Here is a 17492-nt window from a genome sequence, read left to right as displayed (position 1 = left end):
AAAATAATATTTCTACTGTGATTTTAGATATCTGGTTCATATCTTCCATCTATGGCGGTCCATCCTCCATCTACATAAATGACTGTACCCGTTATGTAAGATGAGGCTGGCATAGCTAGGAACACTGCGACACTTGCTATTTCCATCGGATCAGCCCATCTCTTGAGAATTGTTTTCTCAGTATATGCTCTATACCATTCAGGATTATTCTTTATCTGTTGTGTAAATGGAGTATCGACAACCCCTGGTGCTATAACGTTAACTCTTAACCCGTATTTACCATATTCTGCAGCTGCTGTTTTGGCTAACTGGACTATTGCAGCTTTAGTTGATGCATATACTGCTTGTCCAGGTTCCGTAACTAGATGTCTTATCGATGAAAAGAGTACGATGCTGCCTCCGTTTTTGTTTTCCTTCATAACTTTTAGAAATTCCTTTAATACTATGAAGTTTCCTCTAAGGTTTAGATTGACAACTCTATCGAACTCATCCAATGTGTAATTCTCTATTCGTTTCCTAATGTTAATGGAAGGGGTTATATATAGAGCGTAAATTTCACCTAGTTTGTTTAGACTAAATTCTACTAATTGTCTCACATCATTAACATTAGTTATATCTGCCTTGAATGTGTCATATGTGCTTTGGAGATCCTCTAAGCCTTTTACGTCACTAGCGACTACTTTTCCTCCTAAATCTGTAAATAGTTTGGCTATAGCCTTCCCAATTCCGCTTCCAGCTCCTATTACTACAGCAGTTCTACCTTTCAGTGAAAATAGTTCCATTCTTATCACTTGAAAATGGAGAGTACTGATTCCCTAGATGCTTCGTAGGTTAGTGCTATTACTTTGTCCACTGGGACCTCCATTTCATTAGTTGCTATAGTGAATACTGTATCTCCATCAAGAGAAAGGTTATATGGTTTTATCACTGAGGAAAATCCATTTTCTGCACTGCTGGCAACTCTACAAGCGTCTGAGTTATTTAACTTTGAGTTAGTTATTACAACGCCTAACGTAGTTCCCGGAGTATTGATTTTGAACTCTTCGGTTTCTTCTCCTACTAATAATTCCCCCTTTTCATCGTATATATTACCTATACTATTCACCACCGAAATAACACCTATTTTTAAGTTGTTGTTTTCTATCTCATAATAGCCTTGTCCAGATGGTTTAGCATATTTTATTCCCTTAAGCTTTCCGACTGTTGCACCTCTACCAGCCCAATATCTACCTATCGGTATGTCATAGCCTAAATTGCTCATGGCGTTATATCCCCAATCCGGAGTAGGCATAATAGTGTTATCGTAAAAGTCAAATATAGATGCCGAGACCACGATTGGAATTTTTAGGTTTTGAGATATTTTAAACCCTACTCCCAATTCAAACAACTTCATTAAAACCGCATCAACTACTCTTATTCCGAAAACACTTCTTCCAGTTAACACTATTGCATTTACTGATTGATTACCTCTATGTTTCGGTCTTAGCAAATCTGTACCCAAAGTTGCAGGTGACCCTCCTCTTTGAGAAATCCCTGCAGTATTATTTTCAATCTCGCTTAATATTACTGTAACTCCAGACTTGGACTTCTCATCAGTATATCCACCTACTTTTATTCCATTTATACCTATTTTCAAAATCTCACCTCAAAATTGGATCTTCTTTTCCAGTATAAGTTTCTTTTGCTAAGACAATACCCATTATCATTATTATCCCAGCTATAATAATGTTTATCGACCATGAGTAAAGTAAGCCTAAGTACGTTGATAACGCTAAAGTAGCAGATATAGCAAAACCACCTCCTATTGCTCCCCCATTATATGTAAATCCTACTCCCGTAGTTCTATATTTTTTACTAAACTGTTCTGCAAGAAATGCAGGTAAAGTGGAGAATATCATAGCTTCTAAAAATGCTTGTAAGCTAAATACGATAGTGGATAAATACACGTTCTTTAGCAATCCCAGATACAAAACTGGGTATACGGTGAAAATGAATATTATTGAATAAATTAGCATTGGAACTTTTCTTCCCCTTTTAATGACATCAGCTAGAAATCCGCCAAACCAAACTCCAAAAAGGGAAACCAAATTTATTATAGCAACGCTTAATCCCACAATTGTCCCTGGTATTCCTTGAATAGTCAACACTGTAGGATAGAAAGAAAAGGTAGCAGTGTTTATGTATAACAATCCACTTGTTATCATTAACCCTATTAATACTGAGGAATAAGACATTTTGAACAACTCCTTTATAGGTATCTTGACCACTTCATTCCCACTTTTCATATCCTTAAAGATTGGACTTTCGTCTGTCATTTTTCTAATTATTAACGTAATTAATCCAGGCAATATGCAAGTTGCAAAAAGGACTCTCCATCCTAAAGTTTGGAATCCTTCATTCCCAAACATACTATACAGAGCTGAGTATACTAACGATATTACGAAATAACCTGTACCAAAACCACTTTGCACAAAAGAGCCAATAAATCCTCTCTTGCCTACAGGTACAGACTCTAACGCCAATGTGGTTCCTCCTCCATATTCTGCACCTGCAAACATGCCCTCAGCAAATAATATGATGTAAAGAAATAGTGGAGCTAAAATTCCCGCGGTTTCGTATGAAGGTAATAGGGCTTTAGAAGAGGCTATTAAGGAAAAACCTAAAATCGTTAGAACTAACATATTTTTCCTACCTATCTTATCTCCTATGAAATTTCCAAACACTAAAGATCCTACGGGCCTAGCTAATGCACCAACTGCGAATCCTCCAAAAGTGGCTATTAAACCTAGAATTCCTATGGTTGAAGGGAAAAATATTTTCGAAATAGTAACTGCAACTAGAGCATAAGCTATAGAAGTATAACCATCCATTAACCATCCTAACCATGTAGAGAACACTGCTAGCCATTGTTGTTTATTTAGGCCGTATACCACTTTGTATCTTCAATATATACTAATATAAACAATTTAAAAATTTTTCTGTTTTTAAAACTTTGTGGATCACTTCAATTTTATAATATGTTAAACTCATTGTATACTCCTAAATTCAAAATTCGACGTCGATTTGAAAATGGGTTTAGCGTTGATCCCTATAAAATTTGAAATAGTCCACAAAGCATGTTTTTAACGCCTAGTTGATCTGTTGAACATTTTCCACTAAATTACTATTATCTTCCTTTCAACTAATGATCAGATGTGCAATTTATGTTTAAAAATACCTTCAAAGGCTCAAGAAAAATCAACAAGTTCACAGAGCATCCTTAACGTTAGTGCTTTCAGAAAGTTTATAGCTTTAGGCAAAGGATATACCACTAGATCATAGTCTAAGAACTTTTCCAAAATACTAATGATTAATTATAAATTTCTGTATACTTCTAAAGTTTTGCCCGCAAAACATTATTAAGGGGAAATTTTTAATTAAATATATGTCAAAAATTGATGAGATTATTGAAGAACTAAGAGGGGAGATAGTCGATTTTTTAAAGGAGTTGATAAGAATCCCCACTGAGAATCCCCCTGGATTGAATTATGAGAAAATTGTTAATGTTATAAAAAATAAATTGGATGAATTTGGTTATAAAACTCAAGTAATAGAGCCCACTGATGAAGAGTTGAAAAGTCTGATTAGATTTGGTTATGGTAAAAGACCTAATCTAGTTGGATATTTAGGTAATGGTAACAATAGAATAGCCTTTAACGCTCATTACGATGTAGTCCCTGCAGGAGAGGGATGGAGTGTAGATCCCTATAAAGGAATAGAGAAGGACGGTAAAATTTACGGGAGAGGTGCCTCAGATATGAAGTCTGGTATAGTTGCGCAAATTTACGCAATAGAGATGTTAAGGAGAGCTAAACTGTTACCATCAAATATCCAAGTGATTCAAACAATTGTTCCAGATGAGGAAACTGTCGGTAATAGGAATGCAGGAACTTATTATTTGGTCCAAAAGGGTATATTTAAGAATGTAAATTACGTCATATTCACTGAGCCTACTGGGCCAGATAATGTGTGTAATGGTCATAGGGGTGCAATATGGGCTATTGTAAGGGTTTATGGTAAGAAAAGTCATGGTGGGTTTCCACAGTTGGGAATCGATGCGGTTAAAGCTACCTCCCTAATGATAGAAGAGCTTTATAAGGCAATTCCCGATATTGTATCTAAATACGAGATATCTCCAGAGTCGGGTAAAAAGCCTACCATATTAGTTGGCGTGGTTAAATGCGGAACATGGGTAAATACGGTAGCGGACTATTGTGAATTTAGTATAGTAAGAAGGCTAATCCCAGAGGAAAATTTAGAGGAGGTGAGACATAGCATAATTAGGGTTTTGGATAACATAAGTAAAAGTACTGGAGTAAGGTACGAATATGACGAATTTTATGCGGTAAATACTATGCGTTGCGATGATGAGAGATTAATAAGTGCATTGAGGGAAAAGATTAGAGAGGTAAGAGGAGTTGAGGCTAGAACCGTATTATCAGCAGGGACATTTGATATTAGATTCACTATTAATGAAGGGATAAAAAGTATTAATTACGGTCCAGGAAGAATTGAGCTAGCTCATGCTAATGATGAGTACATATATGTGAAGGACCTACTGGATTCCATCAAGGTTTTAGGACTATTAGTATTAGAACTATCCAATAAGACGAAATAAATACTGCAAACGTGTTTGAAGATTTTTAAAAATTAGTAAATTTCTAACTTTATATACTTATCGAATTTTTACAAAGAATTGAGGGGTATTACAAACACCAATTGTAAATTCTGAGATTAATTGAAAAGGAGATAATAGAAATTCTGTAAAAAATATTCAATAGATTCACAAGGCTTAAATTTCCTCTTTCATTTTCTCTGGAAATTCCATAATCCTCTAGTCTAATTTATGAACTATTTTAGTTCTTTTGGAGCTTTTGGATACTTCTCCCATAGTTTCGGATCATGTGAGATTATTATATTCGTTCTAGGTAACTTTTGCATTGATTTAAGAAGCCTTATTCTAGTATAGTATTCTTCTGCATTGCCCAATAACCAGCCTTTACTTTCAAAGCTTAATTCTTCTGGGACATGTATGAAATCTCCAGTAAATATATAATTGTTATCATTTTGCGTTCTTACCTTTAGCAATATTGACCCAGGTGTATGTCCCCCAATCAAGAGCAATTCAACGCCGGGCAGTATTTCCAAATACTCGGTAGACATTGGGACAATGTTCATTTCTCGTAAGATCTCTAAATCTCTTAATAGATAAGGAACAGGTTTATTTAACCACAAATTTAGTAATGCGTACTTTAATTCTTTCTCGTGAACAATTACATCAGGTTTAGAGTTCTTAAATAGCTCTAGACTTCCAGTATGATCCAAATGTAAATGAGAAAGTATTATAAAGTGTATATCTTCTGGTTTATACCCAATTTTCTTTAACTGATTTTCCATTTTATTTTCTTCTGAATATTTAGTAACTGGAAATACACTCAACGCAATCTGAGGCCATTTCCCACTTACATTATCTGGTATTCCAGTATCGAAGAGTATTACGCCATCCTTATGTTCAATTACTGCACTCATTACACTTACGTCAACCCAATTTCGAGGTTTAGGATTCTTCATGTCCTCTATTGTCATTGGATTCGGAAGGAACCACGCTAGATCTGCGCTAATTTTTCCGTGATCTAAAAGGTAAATTTTACTTACACTCATATCATAAACAAGTTTCTTGTTATTTAAAAAATTTACTATAATAAACTATAGTACTCATCTATCAAGATCTCCAACAACGAACTTTCAGACTTTCTTATATGATAGAGAAGCGTATTAGGTTTGATTCCTAGCTCCTTACTCAAGGATAATAGAGTTTTACGCTTAGGATAATCAAATAAACCTTGCTTATGGGCAATTTTAAGAAAACTTAAATTCCTATCCGTTAACTTATCCAATAGTCTTTCCAATTTCTTTAGATTTATTTCTTTAAAATCTATCAAATTAGTGGTATTCTCTAATTTCTCCAATATGTGACTTACCATTGAGGAGCTAGCAATTATCTTCCATTTTTCTATACCATCAACTATTCTATGAGATATAACTATGGAATTGGTATCATAAAATAAGCTAGAAACAGAATTGTATCTAGGATAAATGAAGTCCATTACAAAAGAATCTTCATCCAAGCAATATAATTTATTTATTTTAACCCCTTTAAAATTCTTAAGCTCGTCAATTAGGTTTCTGGAATCTTTGCCTAAAATCAAAACTTTGGAGACGAAAAACTTATCGTCACTGAATTGCTGAGATAATAGTTTGACATTGACGAGGTATTTTTCAGTACGTTCAGTCCAACAATCAGGATGTACGAGATCTGCAGATATTAATGACAGCTTTTCCATAAATTACTTTAATAGATTAAAGAATAAAAATATTCTTCTATATGATGGTTTGTGGATATGTCGAGTTTCCGCAAATGAGTTAAGAGACATCATAAGTCTAAATAGCGTATCTTATCATTAATTGAAAGGAATATAATACCAGTTTAACGTAAAATATATTCAATATATCAACTAAGCATACATCAATCAATTCTTACCATATGCCCATTAGTTTCTCTAATCGTCTTCTCTGATTTTCCACTTCCTCTTTCTCCGCCTTTTTCTCTTCAATAAAATATATCATTTCTAGTAAAATTGGTGAAACATCACTGATGTGCTTGGTGGTTTTTATTAACTTACGAGGTAATATTTTACAATATGATGTTAACTCTACGTAGTAGATGAATAATATTTCACTTTTCGTTTATACTGTACGATTAATGATCGTAAAAGTACTCTATTTGAGGAGTAAAAGTTTAGTATCATCAAGTAGATATATCTATTATGGAGAGAGCATTTCTGAGATATGTCCCTATCCTAGCATTTATAACAATAATGACAATGTATGTAGAAATGGTAATTTTGCCTTCTTTACCAGAAATAGAAAACCAATTCTCAATAACATCATCAGAAGCATCATGGGTCTTGTCTTCTGAAACATTAGCTGGTATGACCTTAGCTCCCTTCTTAGGAAAATTAGCTGATAGTTATGGAAGGAAAAAGGTCTTAATTTCGATCCTAGTTGTATATATACTAAGTGTATTCTTAACTGCGATCTCACCAAACTATTCCATCCTTTTAATTTCAAGGAGCATACAAGGGATAGGTTTAAGTATAAATCCAATAGCTTATACGATACTAAGGGAAAGAATACCGGATAGAGAACTACCAATAGCCCAAGGTATAATTGCATCAACATTTGCGATAGGTGCAGCTGTAGCACTTCCTATTGGTAGTTACATTTCACAATATTTCTCATGGGAATTCGCTTACGAAACAGCAATACCACTCTTAATTCTTTCTACTATAATTATCTATGTGATATTACCTTCATCCGAGTCAAAGGGTAGTGATAGGAAAATAGACGATGTGGGAGTTATTCTTCTTTCCCTATCTTTCCTAATCCTTGGTATTGGTTTAACCGAAGCTCCTACATGGGGATGGACATCTTTACAGTTCTTCACCTCTTTACTTCTCTCAATTCTTCTGTTTTACCTCTTTGCACTTCATATAAGCAAAAGTAGAAACCCGATAATTGACCCTTATGATTTTAAGAATCCTAATGTTGCTGTCCCACTTATTTCCTCGTTTATTACTGGTTTTGGCTTATTCTTAACTTTCCAGTCTTTAGTCTTCATTTTTGAACTCCCGTCTCCAATAGGTTACGGTATGACTATTTTACAGACGGGAGAGACAATGGCACCAATTGCTTTAATAATTCTAATTGCTGGTCCCTTCTTTGGAAGATTAGTCACAAAGATTGGCTATATGAAAGTAATCCTTACCTCGTCTTCAGTCTCATCTTTCCTTTTACTTTTCCTCGCATATATAATTTCCCTTAGAATTTCCGTTTTAGAATTAATGGGCTTCTTGTCATTAATCTTGTTTTTTATCTCTGGAATGAATGTGACAAGGGTAACTTTGCTAATCGCTTCATCAAAAAGAGAAAGGATGAGCACCTTAACTGGAACTAATACTTCAATGAGGTTAATGGGTAATACTTTAGGTCCAATAGTTGTTGGGTCATTAGAGGATACATTTAAGACTCCAATATTTGAGGGGTATTTAAATAATATACCGATATTTGCATTTGTTCCTTCCAGATTGGCCTTTGAATATGCATTTTTAATCTCTATGGCTACAACTGTTTTAGTGACTATCTTAGCGACTAGGATAAGGGAAAGACCCTCTACTACAACCTATGCTTAAGTAATGAAAGCTAGACTGAATTTGAGACGAAAATTAACTTTTCATTTTTTAGTTTTTAAGCTGTGGTCAGCAGTTTCAGACGAACAGTAAAGTCTATAAAGTTTTTCATGACTAGTAAAAGGGAGTTTATCTTACTCGGGACTTTCCGCTAATGAGGCGAAGAAAGATGAACGGGTTTGGCTTTGGTGAAGTCAAAAGATTGAGGATTAAATATCGTGAAATCCTATGAAGCCCAAATCCCTTCACATTCTTACTTATTAAAATTAAAAACAATAAAATAGATCTAAGCTAAATGAAATATTATTATCTGATGAATTCCACAAAATGTCCCTATGAGGTATACCATGATAATGGATATGTTGGATCATCTATCTCTTTTGCGTAAATAGACACTTTCACTCTTTTCTGTGTCTCTACCATAATGGCTACCTCATCGTTATATGTACCTCTCTTGTTAAGGCTTGCCTCAACTGCACTTGGCTGTGGTCCATGTATATGGCCTCCCCTATGTAGGGTTATGTCACCCTTATTTATTCCTCTTCTACTCATAAATTGTCCAGAGGAATAGAAGATTATCTCTTCAGCATCAATATTATTATGATAATAAGATATCGGAACAGACTGGGGGTGATAATCGAATAATCTAGGCACAAACGTACATACAACAAAATCGTCAGCTGCAAAAGTAGTATAGGCTGTTGGTGGTTGATGTAGTTTACCGGTAATGGGTTCTAAATCGTAAACACTTAAGGCAAAAGGATAAAGATAACCATCCCAACCAACAACGTCAAAAGGATGCGTATCTAACTCTACCAGTTGAAAACCATTAACTGTTTTGATAACTAGCTTGTAATTACCATTTTCGTCATAAGTTCTTAAAACAGGTAATTTTAGATCTCTATTATAATAGAAGGAGCCCTCAACTAATTGTCCATATTCATTTCTGTAGTCTTTAGGCACTTCTATCTGCTTGCCTTCGATAATAAAAAGCTCTGCGTTCTTCTTAAAGGAGAGTGTATAAGTAGTTCCCCTGGGAATTACTAAATAATCTCCCTCTTTTACCTCTATTTCCCCAAATACGCTTTTAAATAATATTTCCCCTGAGTGTACGTAATATATCTCATCAAAATCGGCGTTTCTGTAAAACAATTTAGTATCTCCCTCGTCTACTTTTGAAAAGGATATGATGAGATTATCATTAAATATTAGAGCTATACGATCTAGGAAAACATCGCTACTTTTCCTTAATTTTGAGGTTGAGAGTTTATGGTGTCTATACTCAGCGTCCTTCCACTCCCCTATTGTATTACTTTTCCACTCCCCTAATTTCATTATCCTTGTGGGGGGATTTAAATGATAGAGAAGGGAATATCTCCCATTAAACCCATTAAGCCCAAATACTTCCTCCCTCATTAACTTCCCATCTTTCATGAATACAGTATGCCTCTTCTTAGGCAATTCACCTTGTCTATGATAAAATACCATACTCTATCAATAATATAAAAGGGTAAAAGAAATATTTAAGCGTATAATGGAAAAGTTTCCATGTAAAGTTTATTTTATGGAATTCAGCTAGGAATATATATGGTCGAAAATAAGATAAAACCTGAACTGTTCTGGGTTATGGATTATTACTCAGAATCTGGACTTACTAAAAGGGAGTATTATGAACAAGTCGCAAAAGAAATAGAATTTGCGGAAAAGTTAGGATATAGGGGAGTATGGATTGCAGAACATCATTTTATTGACTATGGTATAGTCCCATCGACATCAGTATACTTATCTCACATAGCATCTAGGACAAAGAATATTAGAATTGGCCCTGCAGTCGCAACAATAGTATTTAAGAATCCCATACAAGTTGCTGAAGAATATTCACTACTTGATACGCTATCAAATGGGAGACTTAATCTAGCCATGGGAAGCGGGTATTTAAAGCATGAGTTCGCGGGATTTAACATACCTCAAGAGGCTAAGAGGGAGATTTTCGACGAGGCGTTAGACATAATTCTGAAGCTGATGAGTGGAGAAAGTGTATCAGTTAATGGTAAATATTTCAAATATGAGAATATAAAAATAAATGTTCTGCCCTTGCAGAAACCCTATCCACCAATTTGGATTGCCGTACTAAGGGCTGAGGCTGCATATCACGTTGGAAAGAAGGGATTTAATTTAATGATGATACCCTATGCTACAGTAGATAAAATCGATGATGTAAAACCAGTAACAGATTCGTATAAACAAGGGCTGAAAGAAAACACTAATGCCGAGATCTCTTTAGCCTTTCATACACACATTTCTAAGTCATTTCACGATGCAGTAGAGGAGAGTAAAGAATATTTACATAGATATGTATTCTCTAGGCTTTATGCAAAAAGGAGAACGTTAGACGACCTTTATAACAGTGGACTACTATTACTCGGAGGTCCAGAGGATGTCGCAAATCAGATCTATAAAATATGGAAATTAACAGAGGTTAATAGATTAATGTTCCTAGTAGATTACGGTATGAAGCCGTTAGCTTTGATACAAGATATCCTTATTAATATTAGAGAGAAAGTAGCTAAACTTCTTGAAGAGAGAGGTATAGAGCTTGACTTTATAACGTAAATTTAGATAGCGATTTAGTGTAATCGTTATACTCCTAGATTAGTATTTTTAGGATATTTCAAGGAATCAATAATATTTCTGAAAATAACATATGGATTTTAAAGTATTTAATCCTATCCCAATATTTGCTATTATTGACTTATAGGAAGTATAGAGTTTGTCATAACTATTCATTATAATCTTTAAATAAAAAAAAAAACAATTTTCCAATAACTGTCTGATTTTTGGAGAGCTAAAGTGTAGAATAATGTAAATATCATGCAAATTTAAAGAAAGTAGTATGTGATTCATAGTTGATCTAATTGGATATTTCTGAACATAACCGCTATTATCTTTGCATTTCCTATTAATGTAAAGATGTATAAATTAAGTTCGAAATAATTCTTATATTTCCCGCAAAAATTTAATGGGTCAATAAAGTAGCATAGCTCTGTAATAGCTTATAACGCATTTCTTTTAGCTACAACTTCATTTCTAGTTTTAATATAATACCAGTATAAAGTTATGAGCTTTTCTTAAGGATAATAGATGTATATTGTTAGAAATTTGTACATTATAAACGTTCTCAAATACTAGAATATCTAAAATTAATATAATTTAAAAAAATATGAAAGGTATCGCAGTTATGGATGTTAATATTAAGGCTAATAAAATAATGATTTAGAGAAAAAGAAATTTATGAAAACACTTTACCTGGATTCATTATGTTATTACTATCAATCATTCTTTTAATTAGAAGCAATAAGTCGTATTGCTCGCCTAATTCTTCCTTAACCCAATTTTTCTTTAAAATGCCAACTCCATGATGGTGGGAAATTGTACCACCTAATTGCATTATAACTCTAGCAGCAGTCTCCCAAACTCTTTTTAATAACTCAAGGTCTTGTTCCATAACCACCACGTTATATAGTGAGGCACCGTTAGTATAGACATGAGTCACTCTGGACAGAACATTTTTAATACCTTTCATGGAGTTTAAGGATTCCTTTAGCTTATCATAAAGCTTAGGCATCGCACTCCAAGTAGCACCTAAATCTAATGTGTCATTCCATAAACCTTGTGAAATTATCTTAGTCATTTGCTCTTCATACTTTCTAGCAAAGACCTCTCTCCAGCTTCTTATCAGACTTCTGTCGCCCTCATTTGCGTTATGTCTCATAGCAAGCTGTCTAATTATCTTCTCATTCACGTTAACTAAATCTTCGTCATATCCCCTAACTCTTATTAATGCAATATTATAAGGGATATTCAACATCATTTCACTGCTTTCCTTATCGTGAACTACTATCCTATGTGGAGGAGAGGTCCTCAAAACATATTCCCTAGTAAACTTTATTGCATTATGAAAATTAGGAAAGAGAAAGGAAAGGTCAGTATGATATGGTGCAAGAGGGAATATTCTCAGTTTAGCCTTAGTTATTACTCCTAAAGTTCCCTCGGAGCCTATAAATAACCTTACAAGATCTGGACTCATGGAAGTTCTTATGGAACTACCGACTTTAACTGCTTTACCGTTAGGCAAAATCACTTCTAACCACAATATTAAATTCTCTATGTTACTACTACTATGTGATCCAGATCCTTTATGAGCTATAGCCCCACCTATGGTAGCTAGATAAAAGGATTGAGGATGATAATCCAGAGTATATCCTCTTTTATTTAACCATTCTTCAAGATCCTTAATTTTTATTCCTACCTCAACTGTTACGCTTAGGTCTTCCTCATTGAACTCTATTATTCTGTTTAGTTTAGATAAATCAAGGATTACGCAATTATTATGATAAGACCCACCCACTACGCTAGAACCTCCTCCGTAAGGAACGATGCAGACATAATACTTATTAGCCAACTTAACAATATTTGAAACCTCCTCGGTAGTTGATGGAGAGAGAACTAACAACGGTTTTCCTAAATTTTTTCCTAAATGTTCTTCTAGAATTAAGAGTGGTGTCCAGTCCCTTTTATACTTATCTAAGTCTTCCACTACGCAATTTGAAAAATTCCTCTGAATTTCATTTATAAACTCCTGCATTAAAACATAATCTTGAAGAACATTAATAATTTTTTCGGCCAGTGATTCATAGTTGATCTATTGAATATTTCTGTGCTGAGCCACTATTATTTTCGTTTTAGTTAATGATTGTGCTACTCAATTCTCCTTTGCGAATTGTAATTTGTAAATAATGTGCTTATAAAAATGTCAATATCAGTAATCATGTATCTCTGCTAATCAGTCGCCTTCATTTAGTTAATTTCGTAGTTTCTTTAAAATAAAGTGAATATACAATGGATAACTGAATCTCCCCTAACTTAGAAACGTTCTCAATTTGTTTTCATCCTCTAATATTTCAGTAAGCTCTTTTAGGAACTTGGCTGCAGTATGTCCATCCATCACTCTATGATCGAACGTTAAACTCAGCCACATAATATAACCAATTGAGATGTTATCGCCTACTACTACTGGTGCCCTTCTTATCCTACCTACTCCCAATATGGCAGTTTGAGGAGGATTTATAATTGGTGTAAATGAGTCTATATCGTACATTCCTAAATTACTTATCGTAAACGTGCCTCCAGATACTTCATCAGGGTTTAACTTATTCTCTCTGGCCTTATCAGCGAGTTCATGACTTTCTTTCGCTATTTCAGTAATTGGCTTAGTATCTGCGTTCCTTATTACTGGTACTATTAATCCTTGATCCAAAGCCACAGCTATTCCTATATTAACCTCTTCAATTATCTTTATTTGATCTCCCTCTAATGTTGCGTTTAAATATGGATGGTCCCTGAGGAGTTTAGCTACTACCTTAACTAGAATATCTGTATAGGTAATTTTCATGCTATACTTAGACTCTATTTCATTTTTCATTTTAACTAACGAATTTGCATTAATCTCAATACTTAGTGTTACTTGGGCCATTGTCTGAAGGCTCTGAACCATTCTTCTACTTATTTCTTGTCTTATTACACTCATTGGTATCACTTCTTTAACCCTAAGACCAGTTGCGGTGAATTTCATTCCTTTTTCGATATTTTCCAGCTCTCTAATTACATCATCTTCCGTTATCATACCGCCTGGTCCTGTCCCCCTAATTTTACTTAGATCTATTCCTTTTTCTTTGGCAAGTCTTCTAGCCCTAGGTGAAGCTCTTACTTCGCCTATTACCTTTACCTCTTCGGTTCGAATTGGTTGCGCTTGTTGTTGTTGAGTAGCTAAAGCGGGTTTAGTAGGTGAGGGTGGAGGTTGTTCTCCAATTTCGCCTATGTACGCTATTATTTGACCAACGGGTACCTCTTCACCTTCCTTAGCGTAAATCTTAAGTAGGATACCACTAACTGGTGATTTTACTGTAGTTGTTATTTTCTCAGTTTCTATTATTACTAAGTCCTCTCCTTCTTGAACTCTGTCACCTTCCTTTTTCTTCCATTGAACTATTTTCCCTTTTGTCATGGTTAAGCCTAACTTAGGCATTAATACTTCTTTGCCCATCTTAGTTCACCCATCTCCTCTCTATAATAACTATTTATATAATTTAAAGACTTAGGTATACTAACTAAGAGAGGACCATCTCTATCAATTCTAACCATTGCCTCATCTTTGGAATTCACTACCATTTCCTTTTCACCGTCAAATGCAATAACGTAGCTACCACTAGGTAAGTGTACCTCTTGTCCCAGTTTAAGTATACTAATTCCGTCTATGAATACCTCTTTTACCAACCCTGGCGCAAGTGTTGCAGCGACCTTAATCTTACCTAACCCGAATTTCACCATTAGACCTAAATCATCTTGAAAAGTTATGGGTCTAATGAGACTGGCTATTGAAGGTATTCCAATATCACCTAATTCACCCTTGGATATAAAAGCATACCTTAATGAGTACTCATCCCATATCGCTCTAGCCCCTACATACCAACCGCTCATAAAAGTTAAATCCACTAATGCCAGATTTTTAAATTCATTATTAACAAAAAGCTTTATGGTCTTTATTCTTTCAACTACATTTGAGATAGCCTTATTCTCCTTAAGGAGGAACCCCAACATCATCCCTAAAACTGTTGGTTCGTATAAGGCACCTAAGACGTTATTTGTTCCTAAGGAGAGACCAAGTATTGGTACCTTGTCCCCTGCCCCTTTGTATACTGCCCGTAGAGTGCCATCCCCACCAGCGCTTACTATGACATCTACTCCACTCTCTATCATGTATTTTGAAGCGTTAATAGTATCATCTGCGGTATTCTCTACCCTCATATCTAGAGTACTTAACTTAAACTTAACATCATCCTTAATATCACTTATTATATCTAAGGAAATTCCGTAAAAGTCTGGCATAAATACGACCTCATCGACAGAGTTAGTTATGTTTAGCCCATAAAGAAAACGCTTTATTGTATCTATCTTAGCGTAGTTAGAGACAAAGGTAGCTTTTGCAACTAGCCTTCTAATATCCCTTCCAGATTCAGGGTTAACAATAATTCCTACAGCCGGCAATCAAAATTTACCCCAATATTGATTTAACTGTATTAACAATCTTTTTAGAATCTGGTAATATATATTGCTCTAAGGGAGGACTGAAGGGTATAGGGACGTTAGGAGTAGTTATTCTCTTTATTGGCGCATCCAAGTATTCAAAGGCTTCGTCTGCGATTATGGAAGAAACCCATGAGGCGAAGCCACATCTGTCATAATCCTCATCCACAATTACAACCCTCCCCGTTTTCTTAACCGATTTAATAACGGTCTCCTTATCGAAAGGAACTATTGATCTCACATCAATAACCTCCACACTTATACTTTCCTTAGACAGTTGTTCCGCAGCCTCTAAACTATGCCATACTGTTCTGGCTATTCCAATTACTGTTACGTCATCTCCTTCTCTTCTTATCTCTGCCTTACCTAGAGGTATAGTGTACTCTTCTTCCGGTACTTCACCTTTTATCCCATATAACACCTTATGTTCTAAGAATACTACTGGGTTATCATCACGTATCGATGAGATTAACAAACCTTTAGCATCGTGAGGAGTAGAGGGTACAACTACCTTTAAACCAGGTACGTGAGCGAAAATTGAGTAAAGGGTTTGCGAATGTTGAGCTGCAGCACTTATTCCCGCACCTATTGGTGCTCTTAAAGTAAGGGGTACTTTCAATTGCCCTCCAGACATATACCTTAATTTAGCCATTTGATTATAGATCTGATCCATTGCAACTCCAAAGAAATCTACAAACATTAACTCCACTACTGGTCTTAAGCCAGCTAATGCAGCACCTACTGCTGCACCTATGAACCCAGCCTCAGATATTGGAGTATCAATAACTCTATCGGAGCCAAATTTCTCAATTAAACCCTTAGTTACTCCAAAAGCTCCGCCATAAACACCTATATCTTCCCCTATTAATATGACTGAGGGATCTCTTTCCATTTCTTGCCTTAAGGCCTCATTTATTGCTTCAGTAAACGTTATCTGCCTCATTTACATGCACCCTAATACGAGTTGTCTGTAAAAACGTCAGTGAGAGCTTCTTCTACTTCTGGATATGGACTTTCCTCAGCAAATTTCAATGCTTGCTCTATTTCCGCTTTAGCCTCTCTGTCTATCTTATCCAATTCCTCTGAATTTATAATATTATTTGAAACAAGTTTATCTCTAAATAGAGTAATAGGATCCCTCTTTCTCCACATCTCTTCCTCCTCTTTATCTCTATAAACTAAAGGATCTCCCTCAAAGTGTCCAAAGAATCTGTAAGTCTTACAATGTAATAAGGATGGGCCTCCTCCTCTTCTAGCCCTATCAACAGCTTCTTTAGCCACCTCATAAACTGCTAGTACGTCCATCCCATCCACTTCTACAGCTGGTATTCCAAAACCTAAGGCCCTCTCAACATAACTTTTAGCAGCTGAATGCCTAGGCTGTAATTTACCAGGTACTAAACTTCTAGTTGACATCGCATACATGTTATCTTCTACTACAAATATTACTGGAAGTTTCCATATAGCAGAGAGATTTAAAGACTCCAAAACCACACCTTGATTCATAGCCCCATCTCCAATAAATGCCACAGCTACACGATCCAAACCTTTAAGTTTAAACGCTAATGCCGCGCCTACAGCATGAGGAGCTCCTCCACCAACTATACCGTTTGCGCCTAACATACCTTTACTATAATCAAAAATGTGCATCGATCCACCTTTTCCTTTACACACTCCAGTTTTCTTACCCATTATCTCTGCTAACATCCTCTTTACGTCTAAACCCTTAGCTATACAATGCCCATGTCCTCTATGCGTACTAGTTATATAGTCATCATCTCTTAGCGTACTCATAACCCCTACAGCTACAGCCTCTTCACCTACATAGAGATGCACAAATCCCGGAATCTTACCAGATGCGAAGAGCTCTTTAGCAGTAAGCTCATGGTATCTAATTAATAGCATCTTTTTATACATGTCTAATAATTTACTTTTAGGGATATCTTGAAACATTATCTCAATAAAAGTATATTAAAATTGAAGTATTTAAATGTTAACAAAATAGCTATGAGAGGGTAAAACGTCGTTGTTGCAAGCAATTTTAGATTTGCGGTATCAGAA

General features: G+C 35.2%; 14 protein-coding genes. 3 read left to right on the top strand and 11 right to left on the bottom strand.

Going from position 1 to position 17492, the window contains the following annotated elements:
* Positions 1 to 23: 23 nt before the first annotated feature.
* The 3 genes from SSOP1_RS08035 to SSOP1_RS08025 are packed head-to-tail and all read right to left on the bottom strand — an operon-like array spanning position 24 to position 2933.
* A complete protein-coding gene (locus tag SSOP1_RS08035; RefSeq protein WP_173645077.1) occupies positions 24 to 788 on the bottom strand; it encodes an SDR family NAD(P)-dependent oxidoreductase in 765 nt (254 codons plus the stop codon).
* Positions 788 to 1636, bottom strand: coding sequence for a P1 family peptidase (locus SSOP1_RS08030; protein WP_009992935.1), 849 nt, complete (start codon positions 1634 to 1636; stop codon positions 788 to 790). The genes SSOP1_RS08035 and SSOP1_RS08030 overlap by 1 nt, the downstream gene beginning before the upstream one ends.
* A gap of 4 nt (positions 1637 to 1640) precedes the next feature.
* Positions 1641 to 2933: an MFS transporter gene (locus SSOP1_RS08025; RefSeq protein ID WP_010923459.1), complete on the bottom strand. Its 1293-nt coding sequence runs from the start codon at positions 2931 to 2933 to the stop codon at positions 1641 to 1643.
* Positions 2934 to 3424: 491 nt separating this feature from the next.
* On the opposite strand from SSOP1_RS08025, the gene SSOP1_RS08020 reads away from it, so the two are divergent.
* Positions 3425 to 4657, top strand: a complete 1233-nt coding sequence (locus SSOP1_RS08020; protein ID WP_009992918.1) for a M20 family metallopeptidase — start codon at positions 3425 to 3427, stop codon at positions 4655 to 4657.
* Between the two features lie 233 nt (positions 4658 to 4890).
* Here the strand turns inward: SSOP1_RS08020 and SSOP1_RS08015 are convergent, their stop codons facing one another.
* Entirely contained in the window at positions 4891 to 5700 is an 810-nt protein-coding gene (locus SSOP1_RS08015) for an N-acyl homoserine lactonase family protein (protein ID WP_009992920.1), read from the bottom strand.
* 35 nt (positions 5701 to 5735) lie between these two features.
* The gene (locus SSOP1_RS08010) at positions 5736 to 6383 is read right to left on the bottom strand and encodes a helix-turn-helix domain-containing protein (protein WP_010923458.1); all 648 of its coding nucleotides are present in this window, start codon (positions 6381 to 6383) and stop codon (positions 5736 to 5738) included.
* Positions 6384 to 6866: 483 nt separating this feature from the next.
* On the opposite strand from SSOP1_RS08010, the gene SSOP1_RS08005 reads away from it, so the two are divergent.
* Positions 6867 to 8291, top strand: a complete 1425-nt coding sequence (locus SSOP1_RS08005) for an MFS transporter (RefSeq protein WP_009992166.1) — start codon at positions 6867 to 6869, stop codon at positions 8289 to 8291.
* Between the two features lie 330 nt (positions 8292 to 8621).
* Here SSOP1_RS08005 and SSOP1_RS08000 read toward each other — a convergent pair whose 3' ends face one another.
* Entirely contained in the window at positions 8622 to 9776 is a 1155-nt protein-coding gene (locus SSOP1_RS08000; RefSeq protein WP_010923457.1) for a homogentisate 1,2-dioxygenase, read from the bottom strand.
* Positions 9777 to 9875: 99 nt separating this feature from the next.
* Between SSOP1_RS08000 and SSOP1_RS07995 the strand changes: the two genes are divergently transcribed.
* Positions 9876 to 10901 (top strand): LLM class flavin-dependent oxidoreductase, encoded by a 1026-nt coding sequence (locus SSOP1_RS07995; protein ID WP_009989859.1) that lies wholly within the window; start codon positions 9876 to 9878, stop codon positions 10899 to 10901.
* Between the two features lie 676 nt (positions 10902 to 11577).
* Here SSOP1_RS07995 and SSOP1_RS07990 read toward each other — a convergent pair.
* The 5 genes from SSOP1_RS07990 to SSOP1_RS07970 all read right to left on the bottom strand — a co-directional run bounded on the left by SSOP1_RS07990 (position 11578) and on the right by SSOP1_RS07970 (position 17384).
* The gene (locus tag SSOP1_RS07990; protein ID WP_010923456.1) at positions 11578 to 12933 is read right to left on the bottom strand and encodes an FAD-binding oxidoreductase; all 1356 of its coding nucleotides are present in this window, start codon (positions 12931 to 12933) and stop codon (positions 11578 to 11580) included.
* A gap of 273 nt (positions 12934 to 13206) precedes the next feature.
* Positions 13207 to 14391 carry a dihydrolipoamide acetyltransferase family protein gene (locus tag SSOP1_RS07985; RefSeq protein WP_009989861.1) on the bottom strand — a complete coding sequence of 395 codons (1185 nt, stop codon included), beginning with the start codon at positions 14389 to 14391 and terminating at the stop codon, positions 13207 to 13209.
* Positions 14373 to 15392 (bottom strand): ATP-NAD kinase family protein, encoded by a 1020-nt coding sequence (locus tag SSOP1_RS07980; protein ID WP_010923453.1) that lies wholly within the window; start codon positions 15390 to 15392, stop codon positions 14373 to 14375. The genes SSOP1_RS07985 and SSOP1_RS07980 overlap by 19 nt, the downstream gene beginning before the upstream one ends.
* A gap of 7 nt (positions 15393 to 15399) precedes the next feature.
* Entirely contained in the window at positions 15400 to 16374 is a 975-nt protein-coding gene (locus SSOP1_RS07975) for an alpha-ketoacid dehydrogenase subunit beta (protein WP_010923452.1), read from the bottom strand.
* A gap of 11 nt (positions 16375 to 16385) precedes the next feature.
* Complete coding sequence (locus SSOP1_RS07970; protein WP_010923451.1) at positions 16386 to 17384, bottom strand: thiamine pyrophosphate-dependent dehydrogenase E1 component subunit alpha; 999 nt, start codon at positions 17382 to 17384, stop codon at positions 16386 to 16388.
* Positions 17385 to 17492 lie beyond the last annotated feature (108 nt).

This window comes from Saccharolobus solfataricus (assembly GCF_900079115.1).
GTDB classification, from domain to species: Archaea; Thermoproteota; Thermoprotei_A; order Sulfolobales; family Sulfolobaceae; genus Saccharolobus; species Saccharolobus solfataricus.
This window is presented reverse-complemented; position numbering and strand designations above follow the sequence as displayed.

What these genes read in the sequence shown, in the direction of transcription:
- SSOP1_RS08020 (WP_009992918.1), top strand. Translation starts at nt 3,425, where the DNA reads ATGTCAAAAATTGATGAGATTATTGAAGAACTAAGAGGGGAGATAGTC.
- SSOP1_RS08015 (WP_009992920.1), bottom strand. Translation starts at nt 5,700, where the DNA reads ATGAGTGTAAGTAAAATTTACCTTTTAGATCACGGAAAAATTAGCGCA.
- SSOP1_RS08010 (WP_010923458.1), bottom strand. Translation starts at nt 6,383, where the DNA reads ATGGAAAAGCTGTCATTAATATCTGCAGATCTCGTACATCCTGATTGT.
- SSOP1_RS08005 (WP_009992166.1), top strand. Translation starts at nt 6,867, where the DNA reads ATGGAGAGAGCATTTCTGAGATATGTCCCTATCCTAGCATTTATAACA.
- SSOP1_RS08000 (WP_010923457.1), bottom strand. Translation starts at nt 9,776, where the DNA reads ATGGTATTTTATCATAGACAAGGTGAATTGCCTAAGAAGAGGCATACT.
- SSOP1_RS07995 (WP_009989859.1), top strand. Translation starts at nt 9,876, where the DNA reads ATGGTCGAAAATAAGATAAAACCTGAACTGTTCTGGGTTATGGATTAT.
- SSOP1_RS07990 (WP_010923456.1), bottom strand. Translation starts at nt 12,933, where the DNA reads ATGCAGGAGTTTATAAATGAAATTCAGAGGAATTTTTCAAATTGCGTA.
- SSOP1_RS07985 (WP_009989861.1), bottom strand. Translation starts at nt 14,391, where the DNA reads ATGGGCAAAGAAGTATTAATGCCTAAGTTAGGCTTAACCATGACAAAA.
- SSOP1_RS07975 (WP_010923452.1), bottom strand. Translation starts at nt 16,374, where the DNA reads ATGAGGCAGATAACGTTTACTGAAGCAATAAATGAGGCCTTAAGGCAA.
- SSOP1_RS07970 (WP_010923451.1), bottom strand. Translation starts at nt 17,384, where the DNA reads ATGTTTCAAGATATCCCTAAAAGTAAATTATTAGACATGTATAAAAAG.